This window comes from Caballeronia hypogeia (assembly GCF_001544875.2).
GTDB classification, from domain to species: domain Bacteria; phylum Pseudomonadota; class Gammaproteobacteria; order Burkholderiales; family Burkholderiaceae; genus Caballeronia; species Caballeronia hypogeia.
Window position 1 is genome coordinate 171,551 of the sequence record NZ_FCOA02000002.1, and the last position, 21,054, is coordinate 192,604.

The 21,054-nt window shown below is 62.0% G+C and carries 16 protein-coding genes and 1 pseudogene; 9 read left to right on the plus strand and 8 right to left on the minus strand.

The genetic code is table 11. From position 1 onward, the window contains the following. Positions 1-55: 55 nt before the first annotated feature. From AWB79_RS04055 to AWB79_RS04070, 4 genes are all read left to right on the plus strand, one after another. Complete coding sequence (locus AWB79_RS04055) at positions 56-925, plus strand: LysR family transcriptional regulator (protein ID WP_061166103.1); 870 nt, start codon at positions 56-58, stop codon at positions 923-925. A gap of 367 nt (positions 926-1,292) precedes the next feature. Beyond that, on the plus strand, positions 1,293-1,748 hold the full coding sequence (locus AWB79_RS04060; RefSeq protein WP_061166463.1) for a (2Fe-2S)-binding protein: 456 nt from the start codon (positions 1,293-1,295) through the stop codon (positions 1,746-1,748). A gap of 1 nt (position 1,749) precedes the next feature. After that, on the plus strand, positions 1,750-3,984 hold the full coding sequence (locus AWB79_RS04065) for a xanthine dehydrogenase family protein molybdopterin-binding subunit (protein WP_061166104.1): 2,235 nt from the start codon (positions 1,750-1,752) through the stop codon (positions 3,982-3,984). A 10-nt stretch (positions 3,985-3,994) separates the two neighbouring features. Continuing rightward, positions 3,995-5,287: a c-type cytochrome gene (locus AWB79_RS04070; RefSeq protein ID WP_061166105.1), complete on the plus strand. Its 1,293-nt coding sequence runs from the start codon at positions 3,995-3,997 to the stop codon at positions 5,285-5,287. A 30-nt stretch (positions 5,288-5,317) separates the two neighbouring features. Here AWB79_RS04070 and AWB79_RS04075 read toward each other — a convergent pair whose 3' ends face one another. After that, complete coding sequence (locus tag AWB79_RS04075; protein ID WP_061166106.1) at positions 5,318-5,587, minus strand: DUF1488 family protein; 270 nt, start codon at positions 5,585-5,587, stop codon at positions 5,318-5,320. A gap of 471 nt (positions 5,588-6,058) precedes the next feature. On the opposite strand from AWB79_RS04075, the gene AWB79_RS04080 reads away from it, so the two are divergent. Next, positions 6,059-6,499 carry a DUF3331 domain-containing protein gene (locus AWB79_RS04080; protein ID WP_061166107.1) on the plus strand — a complete coding sequence of 147 codons (441 nt, stop codon included), beginning with the start codon at positions 6,059-6,061 and terminating at the stop codon, positions 6,497-6,499. Between the two features lie 346 nt (positions 6,500-6,845). After that, complete coding sequence (locus AWB79_RS04085; RefSeq protein ID WP_061166108.1) at positions 6,846-7,355, plus strand: H-NS histone family protein; 510 nt, start codon at positions 6,846-6,848, stop codon at positions 7,353-7,355. 7 nt (positions 7,356-7,362) lie between these two features. Here AWB79_RS04085 and AWB79_RS04090 read toward each other — a convergent pair whose 3' ends face one another. The 6 genes and pseudogenes from AWB79_RS04090 to AWB79_RS04115 all read right to left on the minus strand — a co-directional run bounded on the left by AWB79_RS04090 (position 7,363) and on the right by AWB79_RS04115 (position 13,330). Then, a complete protein-coding gene (locus AWB79_RS04090; protein WP_061166109.1) occupies positions 7,363-8,835 on the minus strand; it encodes an amidase in 1,473 nt (490 codons plus the stop codon). Positions 8,836-8,863: 28 nt separating this feature from the next. Continuing rightward, a complete protein-coding gene (locus AWB79_RS04095; protein ID WP_061166110.1) occupies positions 8,864-9,823 on the minus strand; it encodes an LLM class oxidoreductase in 960 nt (319 codons plus the stop codon). A 104-nt stretch (positions 9,824-9,927) separates the two neighbouring features. Then, positions 9,928-11,409 (minus strand): monocarboxylate uptake permease MctP, encoded by a 1,482-nt coding sequence (gene mctP / locus AWB79_RS04100; RefSeq protein WP_061166111.1) that lies wholly within the window; start codon positions 11,407-11,409, stop codon positions 9,928-9,930. Further along, entirely contained in the window at positions 11,406-11,606 is a 201-nt protein-coding gene (locus tag AWB79_RS04105; RefSeq protein ID WP_061166112.1) for a DUF3311 domain-containing protein, read from the minus strand. Before AWB79_RS04105 ends, mctP begins: the two co-directional genes overlap by 4 nt. Positions 11,607-11,887: 281 nt before the next feature. After that, positions 11,888-12,616 (minus strand): annotated as a pseudogene (gene mnmC2 / locus AWB79_RS04110) (tRNA (5-methylaminomethyl-2-thiouridine)(34)-methyltransferase MnmC2); the annotation flags it as partial. 3 nt (positions 12,617-12,619) lie between these two features. After that, complete coding sequence (locus AWB79_RS04115) at positions 12,620-13,330, minus strand: YceH family protein (protein ID WP_061166114.1); 711 nt, start codon at positions 13,328-13,330, stop codon at positions 12,620-12,622. Positions 13,331-13,790: 460 nt separating this feature from the next. On the opposite strand from AWB79_RS04115, the gene AWB79_RS04120 reads away from it, so the two are divergent. Both AWB79_RS04120 and AWB79_RS04125 read left to right on the plus strand, forming a co-directional pair. After that, entirely contained in the window at positions 13,791-15,263 is a 1,473-nt protein-coding gene (locus AWB79_RS04120; RefSeq protein ID WP_061166115.1) for a circularly permuted type 2 ATP-grasp protein, read from the plus strand. A gap of 53 nt (positions 15,264-15,316) precedes the next feature. Further along, positions 15,317-16,324 (plus strand): alpha-E domain-containing protein, encoded by a 1,008-nt coding sequence (locus tag AWB79_RS04125; RefSeq protein ID WP_061166116.1) that lies wholly within the window; start codon positions 15,317-15,319, stop codon positions 16,322-16,324. Between the two features lie 10 nt (positions 16,325-16,334). Here the strand turns inward: AWB79_RS04125 and AWB79_RS04130 are convergent, their stop codons facing one another. Then, on the minus strand, positions 16,335-17,405 hold the full coding sequence (locus AWB79_RS04130) for a zinc-binding metallopeptidase family protein (protein WP_061166117.1): 1,071 nt from the start codon (positions 17,403-17,405) through the stop codon (positions 16,335-16,337). A 143-nt stretch (positions 17,406-17,548) separates the two neighbouring features. On the opposite strand from AWB79_RS04130, the gene AWB79_RS04135 reads away from it, so the two are divergent. Beyond that, complete coding sequence (locus AWB79_RS04135) at positions 17,549-21,013, plus strand: transglutaminase family protein (RefSeq protein ID WP_061166118.1); 3,465 nt, start codon at positions 17,549-17,551, stop codon at positions 21,011-21,013. Positions 21,014-21,054 lie beyond the last annotated feature (41 nt).

Genomic DNA, 21,054 nt, shown 5'->3' on the forward strand with positions numbered 1-21,054 from the left:
TCGGTCATGCACGTCGGCATGTAAATCCACATAACTGCACGATGGTCATACAAAAATGAATGGGGCGAATCCGGACTGGAGCGATGTGCGCATCTTCCTCGCGATCGCGCGAAGCGGCACGCTGGGCGCGGCCGCGCGAGCCATTGGCCAGACGCAGCCGACGATGGGCCGGCGTTTGCGCGCGCTCGAAGAGGCGTTGGGCCACACGCTGTTCCAGCGCACCAGCGACGGCTTCGTACTGACTGACGAAGGCGCCGCCGTGCTTTCGTATGCCGAGCGCATGGAGGAAGAAGCGCTCGGCTTCACGCGCGCACTCGCCGGTCAGGACGCGAAGCTGACGGGATTGCTGCGCGTTTCATCGTCGGACTGGTTTGGCGTGCATGTGCTCACGCCGGTATTCGCGCGCTTTCTCGCGAAGCATCCGGAGGTATCGATCGAACTCGTCACCGATGCGCGACGCTATAACCTCGCGCGGCGCGAGGCCGATCTCGTGTTTCGCATCACACCGTTCGACGAACCGGACGTCGTCCAGCGCAAGCTCTTGCATATGGATTACGCCTTGTATGGACGTGCGGGACGTGCGCAACCCGGCGCGGGAGATGGACAAGGGCTCACGCTCATCAGCATGGACGCCGCATTCGATCACCTGCCCGATGTGCTGTGGGTCAAGCGCATGCTGCCCCGAGCCCGAATCGCTTTTGGCAGCAACAATCGCGACGCGCAGGCGCAGATGTGCGCGCAAGGCGTCGGCTTTGCTGTCCTGCCTTGCCCATTGGGCGACGCCGACGCGCGCCTGCAACGCTTCGACCTTGGCGAGACGCCGCCAGGGCGCGACGTGTGGCTCGGCTATCACCGCGATCTCAAACGCGTCGCGCGATTGCGTGCCTTGCTGGAAGAAACCTTCTCGGCATTGAGCGCGGAATAGGTATCAAAGAGCGGCTAGACGGATAAATGCGCAAACAGCCTGAGGCTGCAACTAACCGTCTTTTTCTTATCACCTCTTTAAATCAGGACATCGCGAATCCAAATCTAGTCGGCCGAAGCAATCAGAACCGCGCTGCACTCGGAGCCATTCAGAGCTTTAGGCAACGCGCCAATATGGATCGAATAACAAAGCGATCCATAAGCACGGCGTCATTCAAGCTCGATTTTTAAAGCGGGGCTACAATCCCGATGCCTTATCCGCGCCCATTCTGCGCGCAGTTATCGTTCTATCCGCAAGCCGATTGCAGCCCCGCGCAGTTGGCGCCTTTGCGTTATCCGCGAAAACCATCTACAAGCCGGAGCCGCTCATGACCACGCTTTCCATCAACGGTCAGAACCATACTATCGATGCGCCGCCCGACATGCCATTGCTTTGGGTATTGCGCGATATCGTCGGCCTTACCGGCACCAAATTCGGCTGCGGCATCGCGCAATGCGGCGCATGCACTGTCCATCTCGACGGCGCCGCCGTTCGTTCATGCGTATTGCCCGTTGCGGCTGTCGGCGATCGAAAAATCACGACCATCGAAGCTATCGGCGCTACGCCATCAGGAAAGAAAGTGCAGGAAGCATGGCGTCAACTCGATGTCGTGCAGTGCGGCTACTGTCAGTCCGGGCAAGTGATGTCCGCAGCCGCTTTGCTCGCGACCGTGCCGGCTCCGACCGACTCCGACATCGATGCAGCAATGGCGGGCAACATATGCCGCTGTGGCACCTATCACCGCATTCGCGCCGCCATCAAGCAGGCCGCGAAGGAGGCGTGACATGTCCCAGGGATTGATCGAAGCAGGACGTCATGCCGCTCGCGCGGGATTTTCGCGTCGCGCGTTTCTGAAACTCGGCGTAAGCGCGGGCGTGGCAGCGGGCGGCGGATTGCTGATCGGCTTCAGCATGCCAGCGGCGAGTCAGGACCAGCACAAGGGCACGTCGGTGATCGGCGGCGATGGCATCGAGACGCCACAGGATGGCGTGTTCGCGCCGAATGCATTCGTGCAGATCGACAAGAGCGGCAAAGTCGTGCTCATCGTGCCCAAGGTAGAGATGGGGCAGGGCGTCTATACGGCGCTGCCCATGCTGATCGCGGAAGAACTGGATGTGCCGCTCGACAGCGTGACGCTCGCCCATGCACCCCCCAACGAGAAGCTCTTCACCGACCCGCTGTTGGGCGGCCAGTTGACCGGTGGCTCGACTTCCGTGCGCTATGCGTGGGAGCCGTTACGAAAGGCGGGCGCGGCCGCGCGCTTGATGCTCGTCGCGGCGGCCGCCCAGCAATGGCAATGCGATCCTTCATCGTGTCGCGCGCAAGGAGGCAAGGTCACGCATGAATCGGGCGATCGAAGCGCAAGTTATGGCGATCTCGCAGAGGCGGCCGCGAAGCTGCCAGTGCCGCAAGACATCAGGCTCAAGGACCCGAAGGACTTCAAGATAGTCGGCACGCCGGTGAGGCGTCTCGATTCGCCGGAGAAGATCGACGGCAGCGCGATGTTCGGCCTCGATGTGCGTCTGCCCGACATGGTGTATGCGGCGATCGTCAATTGCCCGGTGTTCGGCGGCACGCTGGCATCGGTCGACGACAGCGTTGCGAAGAAGATTCCCGGCGTACGTCAGGTCGTGAAGTTCGATAACGGCGTCGCGGTGATCGGCGATCACACATGGGCCGCGAAACGTGGTGCATCCGCATTGCGCATTCAGTGGAACGAAGGTGCGGGCGCGAAGTTATCGACGAAGCAGATCGTCGAAGATATGGCGATTGCGTCGCAACGCACTGGCGCGGTCGCACGCAAGGAAGGCGACGTCGACAACGCGTTCTCGAATGCGAAGACGCGTGTCGATGCGGTCTATATTCAGCCCTTGCTCGCACATGCGACGATGGAGCCGATCAATTGCACGGTGCATGTGCGCGCCGACGCCTGCGATATCTGGCTCGGCACGCAGGTGCCCACGCGCATTCGCGACGCCGGCATGAAAGCGACCGGTCTTCCGGCGGACAAGATAACCGTGCATAACCATCTGCTCGGCGGCGGCTTCGGCAGACGGCTCGAATTCGACATGGCGACACAGGCGCTCAAGATCGGCAAGGCGCTGGGCGTGCCCGTCAAGGTGACGTGGTCGCGTGAGGAAGACATTCAGCACGACATGTATCGCCCGTGTTATTACGACAAGTTATCGGCGGGGCTCGATGCGAATGGCAAGCCAGTGGCATGGACGCATCGCATCGTCGGTTCTTCGGTGCTTGCGCGCTTCGCGCCGCCCGCGGTCAAGAACGGCGTCGATCCGGACGCGGTCGAAGTCGCGTCCGATCTTCCCTACGACCTGCCGAATCAGCTCATCGATTACGTGCGTCTCGAACCGCATGACGTGCCGACCGCTTTCTGGCGCGGTGTCGGTCCGACACGCGGAACCTTCGTCGTGGAGAGCTTCATCGACGAACTCGCGATACAGGCCAAAGCCGATCCGGTCCAGTACCGGCGCGATCTGCTCGGCAAATCGCCGCGCGCGCGCAATGTGCTCGACGTCGCGACGCAGGCGGCGAATTGGGGAAAGCAAAGCGTGCCGCAAGGTCAGGGACGCGGCGTATCGGTGATGCACGCATTCGGCAGCTTCTTTGCAATCGTCGCGGATGTGGCCGTCGACAAGGACGGTTCGGTGGAAGTGAATCGCATCGTGTGCGCGGTGGATTGCGGCATGGTCGTCAATCCGAATACCGTCGAAGCGCAGGTCCAAGGCGGCATTCTGTTTGGCATCACGGCGGCGCTGTACAGCGAAATCACGATCAAGGACGGTCGCGTCGAGCAAAGCAATTTCACCGATTACCGCATGTTGCGCATTCACGAAACGCCGCCGGTCGAAGTGCATATCGTCAAGAGCACCGAAGCGCCGGGCGGGATCGGCGAGCCGGGCACGGCAGCGCTCGCGCCTGCCATCACGAATGCGATTTTCGCGGCGACGGGCAAGCGCCTGAGGCAATTACCGGTCGGCGATCAACTGCGCAACGCTTGAGGAGGTCGTCATGAAAAACGCATTCAAGCCTCGCTTTTCGGCATTGCTTGCCGCAGGTCTGATGGCCGGCGCGGTGATGTCCGCGCACGCAGCCGACGATGCACTCGTCGCGCGCGGCGCCTATCTCGCGAAGGCGGGCGATTGCGTCGCGTGTCATTCGGCGCCGCGTGGCAAGCCTCTCGCAGGCGGCTTGCCGATGATGACGCCGCTTGGCGCGATCTACGCGACCAACATCACGCCCGATGTCGAAACCGGCATCGGGCGTTATACGGAAGAGGATTTCGCGCGGGCGTTGCGCTCAGGCGTGGCGAAAGACGGGCATAACCTTTATCCGGCTATGCCTTACCCGTCCTACGCAAAGATCAATGACGACGACATGCATGCGTTGTATGCGTATTTCATGCATGGCGTCGCATCCGTGAAGCAGGTCAATCGCGAACCCGATATCAAATGGCCGCTCAACATGCGTTGGCCATTGAAGCTATGGAATGTCGTCTTTCTGGACAAGGGGCCGTATAACAGCAAGCCCGGCAAGGATGTCGCCTGGAATCGCGGCGCTTATCTGATTCAGGGGCTCGGGCACTGCGGATCGTGTCACACGCCGCGCGGCATCGCGTTTCAGGAGAAAGGGCTGGACGAAAGCAGCAGCGCTTATCTGACCGGTGGTCTCCTCGATAACTGGTTCGCATCGAATCTGACAGGTGAGCACAATACAGGTCTCGGGCGCTGGTCCGAGCAGGATATCGCGACCTTTCTCAAGACCGGCGCGAACGCTCATGCATCGGCATTCGGCTCGATGACGAGCGTCATCAACAACAGCACACAGGAACTCAGCGACGCCGATATCGCCGCGATGGCGCGTTACCTGAAATCCTTGCCCGCATCCGGCGACAACGGCAATGGCGGGGCGGCGTATTCGTATGATGCTAAAGCGACGAAGGTCTCACTCACACGCCCGGCCGCTACCGATTCGGGCGCACGCGTCTACACGGCGTATTGCATGCACTGCCATGGCGTGGACGGCCGTGGATTCGCGCCCATGCTCGCGCCGCTGGCGGGCAATCCGAACGTGCTGGAAAAGGATGCAACGTCGCTCATCAACGTTACGCTGAACGGAACGGGCGATCTCGTGATTCACGGCGTGCCCGCGCCTTATCCGATGCCGCGTTACGCGCCGGTTCTGAGCGACCAGCAGATCGCCGACGTGCTGAGCTTTATTCGCGGGGCCTGGAACAACAACACACCGGCGGTGCAACCGGACGATGTGGCCAAGTTGCGAAAGGCGACGCAGGCGGCGCGCTGAAGCGCATTGTTCCTGCGGCTGCCGGCGCAGTCAGGAAGAAAAATCCATGACGTCCAGATGAATCGAGCTGGCGGGGTGCGCCAGAAACTTCCGGTGAACACGGGCGCTGATGCGCTCATAGCCATCGTTCAGCGCTTTGAGCAGGCGCTCGTCGCTGGCTCCGACCGGAGCCCAGAAGCATTGCTCGAGCGCCTTGCGCGTGATATTGCATTGAATCGCCTGCTCGCGAGAAAACGCGACAAAGCTGACGGAGGCGCGGTCCGCTGAAATAGTGGCATGGATCGTGAGCTTGCTCGTCATGATTCGACAGGAGATTCCGGTTTGCTGGTTTTAATTGTGTCAGAAATCGGCGAGTTCGCGCATCCCGAAACAAACGGGAAACGTGCGCAAACGGTCAAACACGGCAGATCGCGCCGGTTTCATCCGTCTGTCATATTCAAATGTTTCGATTGTATCGAACGTTCGTTCTGTTAAGACGTCTGATACACGATGCATTGGCCACGGGTGCAACTTCCGTGTCTCACGAAAGTTGCCCATCCGGTCAATCTCAGATAGCGGGTCAGCCTGACGGCAATTGCGCAATCCGACGCGGTTGTTCAATCATGACGGATAAAAATGAAACCAAAATCATGCTCAGTTGTACTACTCTAGGAACGATTATCCGAAGCGGCAGCGTCGCCCAGCGCAAGGGCGATCCATTTCCCGAAACTCCACGGCAACATCCACTCCGGCTTCTGTTGCGGCGTGCGTTGCCGACAGCAGGAGCGGAACATGAAGCATCCATCGCTGATGGATCCCTGGAGCCGTACCCTGGCAATGCTCGACACCCGGTCGGGCCGCACGACCGAAGCGTGCGAAAAGCCCGCGTTGCTGACACGATCGCTCGTGCGTAACGTATCCGTAAAAGGCGGCTGCACAGCGCCGAACGAAGGACATTGCGTAAACATCCGCGTACTGGAGCGCCTGAGCGAGTCGACGCTCTCCTTGTCTTGGCACGATCCCACTTCCTTTAACTACTCCGAGCAAGTCTGGGCGCTTTGCACTGCCCGCAAGCGCGGAACATGCGCGTTGAGCGGGCAGGCGATCCGGCGCGGGCAGCCGGTTTATCGGCCGAGGCGTGTCGGCAGTTCAGTGCCGCTCAATAGCGGCGCGATGATCCTGGCGCTCGCGCTGACGCCGGCCGATCAGGAAGCGGCCGTAGCAGCCGTTTGACCGATCCTGCAAAATGACGCGGGCGCCATGCCCGCGTTCTATCGCTCGCGCGCGGCACGCTCGCTCGAGCGCGAAACTATATGGATTGCGCTGACCAGTCGATGCGCAACGTTGTCCTTGACGCCAATCGTCTGACTGGCGGTTAAATGCCACAAGCATTCGAACCCGTGTGTGAAACGGCGCGAGCGCTAACGTCCAGCAAAAAATCGATGTATTTCGAGCACATTTATCCGCAGGACGGCTTATCCATGTGGTATTGGATATTTAACCTCTCCATGTGACAAAATGCGTGCGTTGGGAGAGAGTGTCGTCCATGTCAGGCGCGTACATCGATTCGGGAGGAACAATGGCTACATTGGCGCAACTGGAAAGCCAGATCGAGAAACTGCAGCGCCGCGCGCAAGCATTGCGCGAAAAAGAATCGGCTGAAGTTATCGCCAGGATTGTCAGGATGATGGACGAATGCGGCCTGACTACGGCCGATCTGCTCAAGGCTGGCCTAGCGTCGGGAAGAAAGCGGGGACGTCCGGCGGGGTCGACGAACGCACGCAGCGTGCATGTGAAAGCGGGTGGTGCGTCGAAGCTGCCGCCCAAGTATCGCGACCCTGTTTCCGGTGCAACGTGGAGTGGTCATGCGCGCCCGCCCGCATGGATCAAGGATGCGCCCGATCGTAGCGTCTATCTGATCGATGGCGCCGCAAAGCAAGACACGAGGCGAAAGCGCGCCGCATCGGCTTCACGCGCGGCAGGCGCAAAACGCGCCGCGCGCGGTACAGCCAAAAAAGCCGCCCGGCGGTCGGCGCATGTATCGACCGGAAAGACCTCACGCAAGAGCGCTGAGAGCGCTTCTGCGTGATTTTTCCTTAGCCGAGCAAGGGACTGCGCGTGCTGGAATAGCCGCTTGACCGCTCATATGCGAGCCCAAGCTGCAACACGCCGAGATCTCCCTGAGTCGGTCCGATGATCTGCAATCCGGCCGGCAAGCCTGCGGGACCAAAGCCCGCTGGCGCGCTCAACGCGGGTAGCGACGCCATGGTTGCGGGCACGACGGTCTCCATCCAGCGATGGTAAGTATCCATCGCGCGTCCGGCGATCTCATGCGGCCAGTCGAGGTCCGCGTCGAATGGAAAGACCTGGGCCGAAGGCATGACGAGATAGTCGAAACGATCGAATAGCGCGCTCAAAGCCTGATACCACGCCGAACGGTCGCGCACCGCACGCGAAACATCTTCGCCCGATAACTTCAATCCGCGTTCGACTTCCCACACCGCTTCCGGCTTCAGCAATTTTCGTTTTCCCGTATCGCGATAAAGCGACGCGTTGGTGCCCGAAAAATTCAGACAGCGCAAATCGATCCAGGCATTCCAGAGACGCTCGAGATCGAAGTTCACATCGGCTGGCTCAACCGTGCAGCCCGCTGTTTCGAAGTGACGCAATGCGGCTGCGAATGTCTCCATCAGACCGGGGTCGAGAGGCAGCCGTCCGTTCAGATCGCCCAGCCAGCCTATGCGCGTGCCGCGCATGTCACGCTCCAGCCCTTGAACGAAATCCGCGGGCCGGTCGTTTCTGCGCGAAAGCGGCGCGCGGGCGTGGAAGCCGGACTGCACGGACAGCAGAAGGCCCAGATCGGGAATCGTGCGCGCGATGGGGCCGACGACGCTGAACTGCTGAAAGAAGACATCGTCGCTGGGTGCGTAGGGCACGCATCCCGGCGACGTGCGGAAGCCGAATACGTTGTTGAATGCGGCCGGCGTGCGCAACGAGCCCATCATGTCCGTGCCGTCGGCGAACGGCAACATGCGCAACGCGGCGGATACCGCAGCGCCGCCGCTGCTTCCGCCCGCCGAGCGCGAGGGATCGAACGCATTGCGCGTGGTGCCATAGACCGGGTTATACGTATGGCCGCCGAGGCCGAACTCCGGCGAGTTCGTCCGGCCGATGAACAGGGTGCCGGCGCGACGCATGCGTTCGAACACGACTGCATCGGCCTTGCTGATTTCACCTGCAAAGATCGGCGAGCCTTTGCTCGTGACCATGCCGGCAACCGGCAGGATATCCTTGGGCGCCTGCGGAAATCCATGCAAGGGCCCCAGGCTTTCGTTACGGGATAACTGCGCGTCGCGTTCGGCGGACAGCGCGAGCAAGACGTCGCGGTCCTGCATCGCGACGATCGCATTGACCGTCGGATTCAGGCGGTCGATCTGCGCGAGATACGCGCCCATCACTTCAACGCACGACACTTCGCGTGCATGGATGGCGTGCGAGAGCGCGATGGCGTCGAGCGATACGATTTCGTCGTGAGGCCCGGAGGCAATGTTTGCGTCGGATGCGGTCATGGTCTGGTTCGTGAATGAGCGAGCGGATTCAGCGATGAAACTCGGGAAGCACATGTGCTGCGACTTCTTCGATGATATCGCGCGCGGGCCGCCGCTCCGATGTGATGTTGAGCGTGACGTGATGTGTGCCGCTTGCGCGCATGTCGCACAACAACGCCGTAAGCGCGCGACGCCCCGTGCGATAGCCGAGCGACAGTTCGGTCGCCGGTTCGTCGGGATCGTCGCTCAGATCGAGACCCATCGCGACGCCGAACCCGCGAAATGCGCCGGAAGCCGTGCGCTCGACGGCCGCGCGCCACATGCTGTAGCGCCCGCGCTGCGCTTGCGGCTCGCGGTGATAAGTCATCCAGCCGAGCGAATGTCGCGCGATCCAGTCGACGCTCTGGCCGCCCGAGCCGACCGCGAGCAGCGGTATCGACGCCTCCTGCCGAGGCAGCAGATAAAACTCCGGCGCATCTTCGGGGGCGTGGTCGGGAATCACGCGCGAGGGCACGGAAACCGCCGCCGCCAGCGTATCCCAATGCTGCCGGTATAGATCGCGCCTATCATCGGGATCGCGGCCGAAGGCGGCATATTCCGGAGGACGATCGCCCGAGCCGAGACCTAGAATGAAGCGCCCGCGCGCGAGCGTATTGACCGACATCGCAGCCTTGGCGACATGAAGCGGATGCCTGAGCGTGAGCACGATCGCGCCGCTGATGAGCGCGATGCGTTCGGTGTTCGACGCCAGCGCGCCGAGCAGAACCCAGGGATCGAGGTGCCCGACGGGATCGGGATAGTCGGTGCTGTTGAGCGGCACGTCGCGAACCCAGAGCGCGCGATAGCCGAGTTGATCGGCCAGGCGCGCGTGTTCGATCTGCTCGTTGAAGTCGACGACGCTTTGATGGTCGCCCGTGATCGGCAGCGTGATGCCGATGGAGAGCTCGCCTTGCGCGAAGACCTTATTCGCAATGGAAGACGGAGCCGAAGTGGTTTCGCTCGAAGGCATGACACGCGTTGGGTCAGGAAATGAACGTGCCGTCGATGGTATCACCGCCCCTCGATGGAATACCCGGCGCACGCGTGCGCCGGGTATTCCCGAACGTCGCGCGCTCAGGCCGTGGAAACGACACTGCGCCGCGTGACGAGCGACACCGCATACGTCACGACGATGTTCACGACAAGCGCGATCAGACCGATATACGTGGGCCACGTCGCATCGCCGACATGCAGGGCATAGACGGGCTTAAGGCCCTGCGAGATCGCGAGCCCGGTGCCCAGCACGATGCCGCACAGCCAGCCGAGAAACAGGCCCGGCGTGGTCAGGCGACGCGTGAAGAGAGAGAACACGATGGCCGGGAAGATCTGCAGGATCCACACGCCGCCGAGCAGTTGCAGATCGATCGCGTACTGCGTCGGCAGGAACACGATGAAAAGCAGGGCGCCGAACTTCACGACGAGGGACACCAGCTTCGCGGTCGATGCCTCGGACGCGGGCGTCATGTCGGGCGAAACCAGCGGACGCCACAGATTGCGTGTGAAGAGGTTCGCCGCGCCGATCGACATGATGGCGGCAGGCACGAGCGCGCTGATGGCGATGGCCGCGGCGGCGAAGCCGACGAACCACGACGGAAACAGCGTGCCGAACAAGGCCGGTACGACATCGGAAGCGGACTTCACATGCACGCCCGCCGCAATCGCCATATAGCCCAGCAACGCGATCAGGCCGAGCAGCAAGGTATAGGCGGGAAGGAAGATCGCGTTCTTGCGCACGGTCGCCGCCGACGAGGACGAAAGCACCGCGGTCATCGTATGCGGATACATGAACGCGGCGAGCGCGGAGCCGAGCGCGAGCGATGCATAAGCCGTGAACTGACCGGGCTGCAGGATGATGCCGGTCGCGCCGCCCTTCGCCTTGAAGTATTGATCGGCGGAATCGAACACGTGTCCGTAGCCGCCGAGCTTCAACGGAATCAGCCACACCGCGGCGATCACCACGATATAGATCATGATGTCTTTCACGAAGGCGATCATCGCGGGCGCGCGCAGGCCGCTCGTATAGGTATAGAGCGCGAGAATCACGAACGCGATGATGAGCGGCAACTCGCCCGTCACGCCGAGTCCCTTGATGACCACCTGCATGCCGACGAGTTGCAGTGCGATATAAGGCATCGTCGCGACAATGCCCGTCACGGCGACCGCGGCCGGAAACCACTTGCCGCCGTACTCGCCCTGCACGTAATCGGCGCCGGTGATGTGGTCCTTCGCATGTGCGATCTTCCATAGCTTGGGCATGACCGCGAACACGAACGGATAGACGATGATCGTATAAGGCAGCGCGAAGAAGCCATATGCGCCGACCGAATAGACCAGCGCGGGCACGGCGATCACGGTGTAGGCCGTATAGAAATCGCCGCCGACGAGAAACCATGAGATCAACACGCCGAACTGGCGGCCGCCGAGGCCCCATTCATGAAGCTGCGTGAGATCGCCGCGTTTCCAGCGCGCGGCGAAGAAGCCCACGATGGTCACGAGCGCGAAGAACGCGATGAAGATGGTCATCGCGACCGGATCGACCGGAGTGAGATCGTTCATTTGAGGCCCCTGTACACGACATAAAGCAGGAGCGAGGTGAGCGGCACCCAAAGGAACTGATACCAGTAGAAAAACGGAAAGCCGGCGATCGAAGGGCGCGTGTCGTTATAGAACGGCAGCCAGAGCAGGGCGACGTACGGTATGAGTAGCGCGACCCAGAGCCAGGGGCTGCGTGGCGCATCGTTGTTCGATTCCAAGAGTTATCTCCTCGTTGATCAGCGCTGACAGGAACATGCCGGCGAGCGGCTTCCATGTTCGTTTCGCCGATGCGAGCAAGGGCCGCGCCGCCAACGGGTGCGGATTATCCAAGATATTCGGTTTTATTGCCGATGTCGCAATGAATCGAAGGATAGCTTCATAAAGCATGATTACGCGATGCTTTCTTCATAACATTCATTCGCTGAACTGGCAGGCCATGCGCAATGAATAAGCCTTCACATAAGCGATGAAATTGCTTACGTCATGTTGACGCTGAATGGGGCGCTCGCTCTCCGACGAGCATGGCGCGCTTGCCGCCGAACCCCGCGACCTTGCGATATTCGAAGCCGCTTTGCAAGAGCGCGCGCTTGACCGAGCCCGCGCTCGTATAAGTGGCGAAGGTCGCGTCGTCGCTTGCGATGCACGCGAGCGAGGCGAAGATGCCGGGTGTCCACATGTCCGGATTTTTGGCCGGCGCGAAGCCGTCGAGATAGATCGCGTCCGCTCTGATGCCATAGTCGGGCAGACGTGGCAGGTAATCGCCCGCGTCGCCGAAAGCGAGGGTCAGCGTGATCGCGCCTTGCTCGAAGCCCAGCATGTGAATGCCCGGCATGAGAGGCATGAGGGACGGCCACGCGCTCGAAAGAGCGTCGGCGAGCGGTGTGAGCGGCGCATCGTCGATGATTGCCGCATGCGCGTGACACAGATCGTTCGCGCTGAAAGGATGCTTCTCCATCGACACGAAATGGAGCTGGCGGGCACGCGTCGGGTCGCTGCGCCACGCGTCCCAAGTCGCGAGAAAGTTGATGCCCATGCCGAAGCCCGTCTCGAGGACGGTGAAATGTGTGCGCTGGCGCCAGCGCGCGGGCAGTCCGTTGCCTTTGAGAAAGACATGGCGCGCCTGGGCAAGCGCGCCGGCAGTGCTGTGATAGATATCGTCGTGGCGCGGCGAGTAAGGCGTGCCATCGCCGCGAAACACGAGCGATGCCAATGCCAGCGGCGCGTCCATGACTCAGGCGTCGGTCGAGGGTTGTTCCAGCGTAATGCCGAGTTCTGCCGCCATGCGCTGAACCATCGCACGCAATTGCCCGACTTCGTGAGCGAGGCGCTTCTGCTCGGACTTCAATGCCTCGAATTCAGAAAGCGAGAATGATTCGCCGCCGCCTTGCGCTTCGCGCACCGGGAGATCGCTCAGGCTGACTTCGCCGCACAGCAGATGCATCCAGCGGCTCTCGCGCTCGCCGGGCGTGCGCGAGAGCTTCACCACGCGGGGCGGATCGTTGGCGGCGAGTTCATCGAGAAAGCTTTCCACCGATGATATGTCCGCGAACGAATGCAGCCGCGCACTGTTCGCGCGCAACTCCGCGGCCGTTTGCGGCCCGCGCAGGAACAACGTCGCGAGCAGTGCGACCGACTGGCTCGGCACGCCCAGCACTCGATTCACGTTGTGTTCGAAGCGCGGCACCCGGCTGCTGCTGCCTTCGAAGACGAGGCTCAGCCGCTTCAGGCCATCTATGGTCGTGAGCACTTCATCTTCGCTGACGTTCATGACGGGCGAGCGCGCCGTCTTCTGATTGCAGCCCGAAGTTAGGGAATTCAGCGAAAGAGGATAAGTGTCCGGCACGGTATGCTGTTTTTCGACCAGCACGCCGAGCACGCGCGCCTCCAGAGGCGTGAGTTCGCGCAGGGCGGGACGGGGTGCGGCTTCGGAAGGCGTGTTCATGGTTTTCGTGTGGTGCCGTAATCGTGCGGGAAGACGCCTATCATACCGGCCCCGCGATGCGATTCTGTAACGTCCCGTGGTTTGTGCACCGTGTTGCAGCATGAAGGCGAAACACAAGCTGTGCAGCGCCCGGAAGCGGCGCGCCGATTTGGTGCAAGGCAGATAACTCATCACGATCTGAAGGCACGTTTTGCAAGGAGGCTCATCACTTCAAGCATTGGCATTGAAGTTGCTTTTTCCCAGTCGGCACTGGGCTGCCCACGCAAGCGATGCTCACACGGAACCGGTGTGACGGTAAGAAGAAATGCATCGCGCTTAGAGGTCGCCTATCGACGTATCCGGAGCTTCCGGTTGCGTCGCGTCTTTCAGGCTCTTCGAAGCGTCTTTTGCGAGTGCAACCCGGTACAAAAAGCGAAAGGGGATCGCCACCCCGGCATGCACTTCATATGGAAGACCGGCTATGACGCAAGCATTCTTCAACGAGATGTTCGAGCGCAGCGATTTCGAGGCGCGGGGTGTGCCGGCGGCGGCATTTCGCGGCGTGGGTGATCCACGCACGCACTACCGCGACTTCATGACCTGGCTGACCGCGCAGAGCGAGCAGCAAATCGATATCAAACGTGCGGAAGCGGACCTGAACTTTCGACGCGTGGGCATTACATTCGCGGTGTATGGAACGAGCGATGTTCCCGGCATCATTCCCGAACGCACGATTCCCTTCGATGTGATTCCACGCATCTTTCCCGCCGACGAATGGCGCGCGCTGGAGCGCGGACTTCGCCAACGGGTGAATGCGCTGAATCGCTTCATCCACGACATTTATCACGGCCAGGACATCATTCGCGCGGGCATCATCCCCGAGGCGCAGATTCTCGGCAACGCGCAGTATCGCCCGGAGATGCGAGGCGTGAACGTGGCGCGCGATATCTATGCGCATATCGCGGGCATCGATATCGTTCGAGCGGGGCAGGGGGAGTTCTATGTTCTCGAGGATAACCTTCGCGTGCCGTCGGGCGTGTCGTACATGCTCGAAAATCGCAAGATGATGATGCGGCTGTTCCCCGATCTCTTCGCTCGCAACCGCGTTGCGCCGGTCGCGCATTACCCGGACTTGCTGCTCGACACCTTGCGCGCGGCCGCACCCGCCGCGGCGGAAAATCCGACGATCGTCGTGTTGACGCCGGGCATGTACAACTCGGCATATTTCGAGCACGCGTTTCTTGCGCAGCAGATGGGCGTCGAGCTCGTCGAAGGGCAGGACCTCTTTGTCGAGAACGACTATCTGTATATGCGCACGACACAGGGGCCGCAGCGCGTCGACGTGATCTATCGTCGCGTCGACGATGATTTTCTCGATCCGCTCGTGTTCAGGCCGGACTCCGCGTTGGGCGTGCCGGGTTTGATCGGCGCTTATCGCGCGGGCAATGTGTCGCTGTGCAATGCGGTGGGCACCGGCATCGCGGACGACAAATCCATTTATCCGTATGTGCCGGACATGGTGCGCTTCTATCTCGGCGAAGAGCCGATTCTCAACAACGTGCCGACATGGATGTGCCGCAAACCCGACGATCTTGCCTATGTGCTCGATCATCTGCCCGAACTCGTCGTAAAAGAGACGCATGGAGCGGGCGGCTATGGAATGCTCGTCGGTCCCGCGTCGACGGCTGCGCAGATCGCGGAATTTCGCGCGGTGCTCGAAGCGCATCCGGAGAAATACATCGCGCAGCCGACACTCGCGCTCTCCACTTGTCCGACGTATGTGGAGGCGGGCATCGCGCCGCGCCACATCGACCTGCGTCCGTTCGTGCTGTCGGGCAATGATGTGCGCATGGTGCCGGGCGGCCTGACGCGTGTGGCATTGCGTGAAGGCTCGCTCGTGGTGAATTCGTCGCAGGGCGGCGGCACCAAGGATACGTGGGTTCTGGAGCGCTAGAGAAGCACAGCATCACAGGCGTCAAACACAACGACAAACGACCGGGAACACCCATGCTGAGCCGTACCGCGGATCATCTCTTCTGGATGGCGCGCTATACCGAGCGCGCCGAAAACACCGCCCGGATGCTCGATGCGAATCATCAGCTTTCGCTGCTGCCGCAATCCGATGAATATGCGGAACTGGGCTGGCGCGCGATGCTGTCGATATCGGAGTTGAGCGGCATCTATTCCGCCGCGCATCACGGCATGAAAAGCCGCGAAGTGATCGACTTCATGGCGCGCGATCTGTCGAATCCGTCATCGATCGTGAGTTGTCTGCGCGCCGCGCGCGAGAATGCGCGCGCCGTGCGCAGTTCGACCAACAGCGAGCTATGGGAATCGCTCAACACGACCTGGCTCGACTGTCAGCGCATGCTCGCGGACGGCATTCTGGAGCGCGAGCCGTATGCGTTCTTCGAGTGGGTCAAGTTCCGCTCGCATTTGTCGCGCGGCGTGCAGCTCGGCACGCTCGTCAAGGACGATGCGTTTTATTTCATGCGTCTCGGGACTTTCATCGAACGCGCGGACAATACGGCGCGCATTCTCGATGTGAAGTTCGAGATGATGGAGCAGCGCGCGGACACATCCGCCCAGCCGTTCGACTATCACCACTGGACCGCCGTGCTCGGGTCGGTGTCGGGCTTCGAGGTGTATCGGCGCGTCTATCGCGATGTCATCACGCCCGAGCGCGTAGCCGGCCTTTTGATTCTTTATGGCGACTGGCCGCGTTCGCTCGCGGCGAGCATCGCGGAAGTGGAGCAACTGATCGGGCAGGTGACGAAGGGGCGCGACACGGAAGCGGCGCGGCTTGCGGCCGAGCTCAGCGCGGAATTGAAGAACGCGCGCATTGGCGACATTCTGCAAGGCGGGCTGCATGCTTATCTCGTGAGTTTTCTCGCGCGCGTGAACGATCTGGCGAGCCGCGTGAGCCGCGAATTCCTGTTGCCGATCGCGCCAGAGAAGCCGCCGGCGCCGGAGCAGACGCAGCCGTCACAGAGCCAGTCGCAAAGCATGGGGTGAACGCGTGTCATCAGCGTCGGGCCGCGGCGGCGACGACTCGATGCACGAAGCGCAGTTTGTCGATGACCGCGGGCGCGAGCGTGAACGGGTATCCGTCCGGCATGCCGAGGCTGCGGTTCAGGCTGTTCAGCACATAAGTGAGCGGAAACCAGCGGTCCATCAGGTTATCGAAATTGGTTTCCTCGACTGGCGTCTGATCGGTGAGCGTGGGCTCGTGCGGGCTGTCGGGCACGAGCACGAGACCGCACGACACCGCCGTATCGAGCGTGTCGACGATATGCAGGTAGTGCGCCCAGGTTTCCGCCCAGTCTTCCCACGGATGCACGCTGGCGTATGCGCTGATGAAATTGTCTTCCCACTGCGCGGGCGGGCCTTCCTGGTAGTGACGGTCGAGCGCGGCGGCGTAGTCGGCTTGCTCGTCGCCGAACGCGGTGCGGAACGGCGCGATGCGCGCCGTGTCGGCGATCAGGCGGTCGAAGAAGTAGTGCCCGGATTCATGGCGGAAATGACCGAGCAGCGTGCGATACGGCTCGTGCAGCGCGGAGCGCGTCTTCTCGCGATGGGCGTCATCGGCTTCGGCGATGTTGAGCGTGATGACGCCGTTGTTGTGTCCCGTCACCACGCCGTGACCCTGTGCATCGCCTTCGAGAAACTGAAATTCGAGGCCGTGCCCGGGGTCGTCCTGGCGCGATTTCACGGGCAGGCCCAGTTCCGCGAACGTGTAGAGCAGCCGCCGCTTGGCCGACTCGATGCGATACCAGTAGACGCGGTTCTCGGGATTGGCGAGGTTGGGAATCGTGCTCGTCAGCTGGCACGAGCAGCAGAGCGTGTCGGGCGTGTTCGCATCGGGCGCGGGGACCATCCAGTTGCAGACGTTCTCGACGGTGTAGTTATGGCAAGGCCTGTAGAAAAGATCTTTCGCGAGCGGATGCAGACTGCGCCAGCGGCCGTCGCCGGTTTCCTCGAACGCGCTGATCTGGTTGATGTCGGGCACGTAGCCGAGCCGCGCGCCGCATTTTTCGCAATGCGTGTTTTCGAAGAACACCAGCTGATTGCAGCGGTTGCAGTGAAAAGTCTTCATCGTGTGGTGGCGTCAGGTTGAGCCTTGCGGTGTTCGCATGCGCGAGATGGCGGCGGTGCAGTCGCAAACATCGTGCCGCGTCGACGCAATTCACGACCGCTATCGACGACGGTGGCGGCGTCATTTGAACAAAGGAGTCCGGTGTGTCCATTCGTGTCGCGTTGAACCATGTCACGCATTACCGTTATGACCGGCTCGTCGGTCTTTCGCCGCAGGTCGTGCGTCTGCGGCCCGCACCGCATTGCCGCACGCCGGTCGTGTCGTATTCGATGCGCGTCGAGCCGGAGGACCACTTCATCAACTGGCAGCAGGACGCGTTCGCGAACTATCAGGCGCGGCTGGTTTTTCCCGAGAAGACACGCGAATTCAGTGTGACGGTCGATCTCGTAGCGGAAATGGCCGTCTATAACCCGTTCGACTTCTTTCTCGAACCTGTGGCCGAAAAGTTTCCGTTCAAGTATGCGCCCGAGTTGTTGCACGATCTCGCGCCCTACATGGTCAAGCGCGAACCGACACCTCGCTTCGCGGCTTTCGTCGAAAGCATCGATCGTTCGCCGCGCGCCACGGTGGATTTTCTGGTCGAACTGAATCAGCGTCTCGCGAATGAAATCCGCTATCTGATTCGCATGGAGCCCGGCGTGCAGACGCCCGAGGAAACGCTCGAAAGCGCGGCGGGATCGTGCCGCGACTCCGGCTGGCTGCTCGTCGAGACGCTCCGGCATCTCGGTCTCGCCGCGCGTTTCGTGTCGGGCTATCTGCTGCAGCTCGCGCCGGATACCAAATCGCTCGACGGCCCGAGCGGCACTGAAGTGGACTTCACGGATTTGCACGCATGGTGCGAGGTTTATCTGCCGGGCGCCGGGTGGATCGGCTTCGATCCGACCTCGGGGCTGCTCGCGGGGGAAGGGCATATTCCGGTCGCGTGCACGCCGGAGCCGGACAGCGCGGCGCCGGTATCCGGCGCGGTGGATCCGTGCGAAGTGGAATTCGCCCACACGATGTCGATCGCGCGCGTGCTCGAAACGCCGCGCGTGACCAAACCGTACGCCGAGGAAGACTGGAGCGCGGTGTTGCGCATGGGCGAACTGGTCGATGCGCAACTGAACGCGTCGGACGTGCGCCTGACCATGGGCGGCGAGCCTACGTATGTTTCCGTGCGCGACCGCGACGAGCCCGAATGGAACACCGATGCGCTCGGCCCGACGAAGCGCGCCTACGCCGTCTCGCTGATGGACAAGCTGCGCGCCCAATACGGCGCGGGCGGCTTCCTGCACATCGGACAGGGCAAGTGGTATCCGGGCGAGCAATTGCCGCGCTGGGCGCTGTCCTTATTCTGGCGAGCGGACGGCGAGCCGTGCTGGCGCGACCCCGCGCTGTTCGCGGACGAACGGCGGCCAGCCGCGTACACGTCGGATGACGCGGCGCGCTTCATCCGCCATCTCGCGGGCAAGCTGTCTCTGGATTCAAAATACATTCAACCGGCGTACGAGGACACCTGGTATTACCTGTGGCGCGAGCGCCGCCTGCCGGTGAACGTCGATCCGTTCGATTCGCGTCTCGACGACGAACTGGAGCGCGCGCGTCTGCGCCGCGTATTCGATGCGGGCCTTCCCTCCATCACCGGCTACGCGCTGCCGATCTCGCGCGACGGCGGCCCTGCGATGCAGCCCGGGCACTGGGAGAGCGGCCCCTGGTTCTTCCGCGACGAACGCATGTATCTGATTCCAGGCGATTCGCCGATGGGCTACCGCCTGCCGCTCGATTCGCTGCCGTGGGTATCGGAAGCCGACTATCCGTGGCAACACGCCCACGATCCGTTCGGGCCACCGACGCCATTGCGCAGCGCGACTGAATTACGCATGCAATATGCAGATTTAAATAATGAATCACGCATGCAAAATGTCATTCCGGACGCGAGCGCGCCTGCATCCGCGACCGCAACGGCAAGCGCATCCGCACGGGCATCCGGCGAGTCGCGGGAGCGCGTGCCCGGGCGCGGTGAATCCGCTGGCTGGATCGCGCGCACGGCGCTGTGCGTGGAGGCGCGCGATCCGTCGCGCGCAGCAGGCCCGAAGGCGGAAGCCGATGCGCTCAGCAAGCTCGGCAATGGCAACAAGCTGATGCACGTTTTCATGCCACCGCTCAGCGCGCTCGACGACTATCTCGATCTTCTCGCAGCGGTTGAAGCGACGTCCGCCGATCTCGGTATTCCCGTCATTGTCGAAGGCTATCCGCCGCCGCGCGACGCGCGTCTGAAGATGCTGCAGGTGACGCCCGATCCCGGCGTGATCGAAGTGAACATTCATCCGGCGGCGAACTGGAAAGAACTCGTCGACCACACCGAATTTCTCTATGGCGCGGCGCACGAATCGTATCTGAGCCCCGAGAAGTTCATGCTCGACGGACGCCATACCGGCACCGGCGGCGGCAATCATTTCGTGCTCGGCGGCGCAACGCCCGCCGACAGCCCGTTCCTGCGCCGCCCGGATCTGCTGGCGAGCCTGATCGCGTACTGGCACAACCACCCGTCGCTGTCGATGCTGTTCTCGGGTCTGTTCATCGGTCCGACGAGTCAGGCGCCGCGCGTCGACGAGGCGCGCAACGACCAGGTCTACGAACTCGAGATCGCGTTCGCGGAATTGCAGCGTCAGCTCGATCTGCTCGGCGGACGCGGCAGCGCGACGGTGCCGCCGTGGCTCATCGACCGCATTCTGCGCAACATCCTGATCGATGTGACGGGCAACACGCATCGCGCGGAGTTCTGCATCGACAAGCTGTATTCGCCTGATGGCCCCACCGGCCGGCTCGGGCTGCTGGAGTTGCGCGGCTTCGAGATGCCGCCGCACGCGCGCATGAGTCTCGTGCAGCAGTTGCTGCTGCGCGCGCTCGTCGCGAGGTTCTGGGATGCGCCCTATACCGCGCGTCTCACGCGCTGGGGCACGGAGCTGCATGACCGCTTCATGCTCGGCACCTTCGTGCAGATGGACTTCGACGACGTGCTCGCGGATCTGCGCGACGCCGGCTTCGCGTTCGAGCGCAACTGGTTCGCGCCGCATTTCGAGTTCCGCTTTCCGCTCATCGGCGCTTACGACACGAATGGCATCGCGCTGACGATCCGCAATGCGCTGGAACCGTGGCACGTGATGGGCGAGGAAGGCGCAATTGGCGGCACGGTGCGTTTTGTCGATTCGTCGGTCGAGCGGCTCGAAGTGCGCGCGCTGGGCTTGAATGGCGACCGTCATGTCGTGACCGTGAACGGTCATGCGTTGCCGCTGCAGCCGACCGGGCGCGTGAGCGAGCATGTCGCGGGCGTGCGCTTTCGCGCGTGGTCGCAGGCGGCGTCGCTCCATCCGACCATCGACGTGCATGCTCCGCTGACCTTCGATATCGTCGACACGTGGACAGGACGCGCGATCGGCGGCTGTCAGTATCACGTCGCGCATCCGGGCGGGCGCAATTACCAGACCTTCCCCGTCAACGCGTACGAAGCCGAAAGCCGGCGGCGCGCGCGCTTCTTCGCGACGGGACACACGCCTGGCGAGATGCGCGTCGAGAGTCGCGAGCGCAGCCGCGAATTTCCGTTCACGCTCGACCTGCGCTATCGTTGAAGCGTTTCGCGGCAATCTTCATTCGAATAGAAACAATCAGA

What these genes read in the sequence shown, in the direction of transcription:
- AWB79_RS04055 (WP_061166103.1), top strand. Translation starts at nt 56, where the DNA reads ATGAATGGGGCGAATCCGGACTGGAGCGATGTGCGCATCTTCCTCGCG.
- AWB79_RS04060 (WP_061166463.1), top strand. Translation starts at nt 1,293, where the DNA reads ATGACCACGCTTTCCATCAACGGTCAGAACCATACTATCGATGCGCCG.
- AWB79_RS04065 (WP_061166104.1), top strand. Translation starts at nt 1,750, where the DNA reads ATGTCCCAGGGATTGATCGAAGCAGGACGTCATGCCGCTCGCGCGGGA.
- AWB79_RS04070 (WP_061166105.1), top strand. Translation starts at nt 3,995, where the DNA reads ATGAAAAACGCATTCAAGCCTCGCTTTTCGGCATTGCTTGCCGCAGGT.
- AWB79_RS04075 (WP_061166106.1), bottom strand. Translation starts at nt 5,587, where the DNA reads ATGACGAGCAAGCTCACGATCCATGCCACTATTTCAGCGGACCGCGCC.
- AWB79_RS04080 (WP_061166107.1), top strand. Translation starts at nt 6,059, where the DNA reads ATGAAGCATCCATCGCTGATGGATCCCTGGAGCCGTACCCTGGCAATG.
- AWB79_RS04085 (WP_061166108.1), top strand. Translation starts at nt 6,846, where the DNA reads ATGGCTACATTGGCGCAACTGGAAAGCCAGATCGAGAAACTGCAGCGC.
- AWB79_RS04090 (WP_061166109.1), bottom strand. Translation starts at nt 8,835, where the DNA reads ATGACCGCATCCGACGCAAACATTGCCTCCGGGCCTCACGACGAAATC.
- AWB79_RS04095 (WP_061166110.1), bottom strand. Translation starts at nt 9,823, where the DNA reads ATGCCTTCGAGCGAAACCACTTCGGCTCCGTCTTCCATTGCGAATAAG.
- mctP (WP_061166111.1), bottom strand. Translation starts at nt 11,409, where the DNA reads ATGAACGATCTCACTCCGGTCGATCCGGTCGCGATGACCATCTTCATC.
- AWB79_RS04115 (WP_061166114.1), bottom strand. Translation starts at nt 13,330, where the DNA reads ATGAACACGCCTTCCGAAGCCGCACCCCGTCCCGCCCTGCGCGAACTC.
- AWB79_RS04120 (WP_061166115.1), top strand. Translation starts at nt 13,791, where the DNA reads ATGACGCAAGCATTCTTCAACGAGATGTTCGAGCGCAGCGATTTCGAG.
- AWB79_RS04125 (WP_061166116.1), top strand. Translation starts at nt 15,317, where the DNA reads ATGCTGAGCCGTACCGCGGATCATCTCTTCTGGATGGCGCGCTATACC.
- AWB79_RS04130 (WP_061166117.1), bottom strand. Translation starts at nt 17,405, where the DNA reads ATGAAGACTTTTCACTGCAACCGCTGCAATCAGCTGGTGTTCTTCGAA.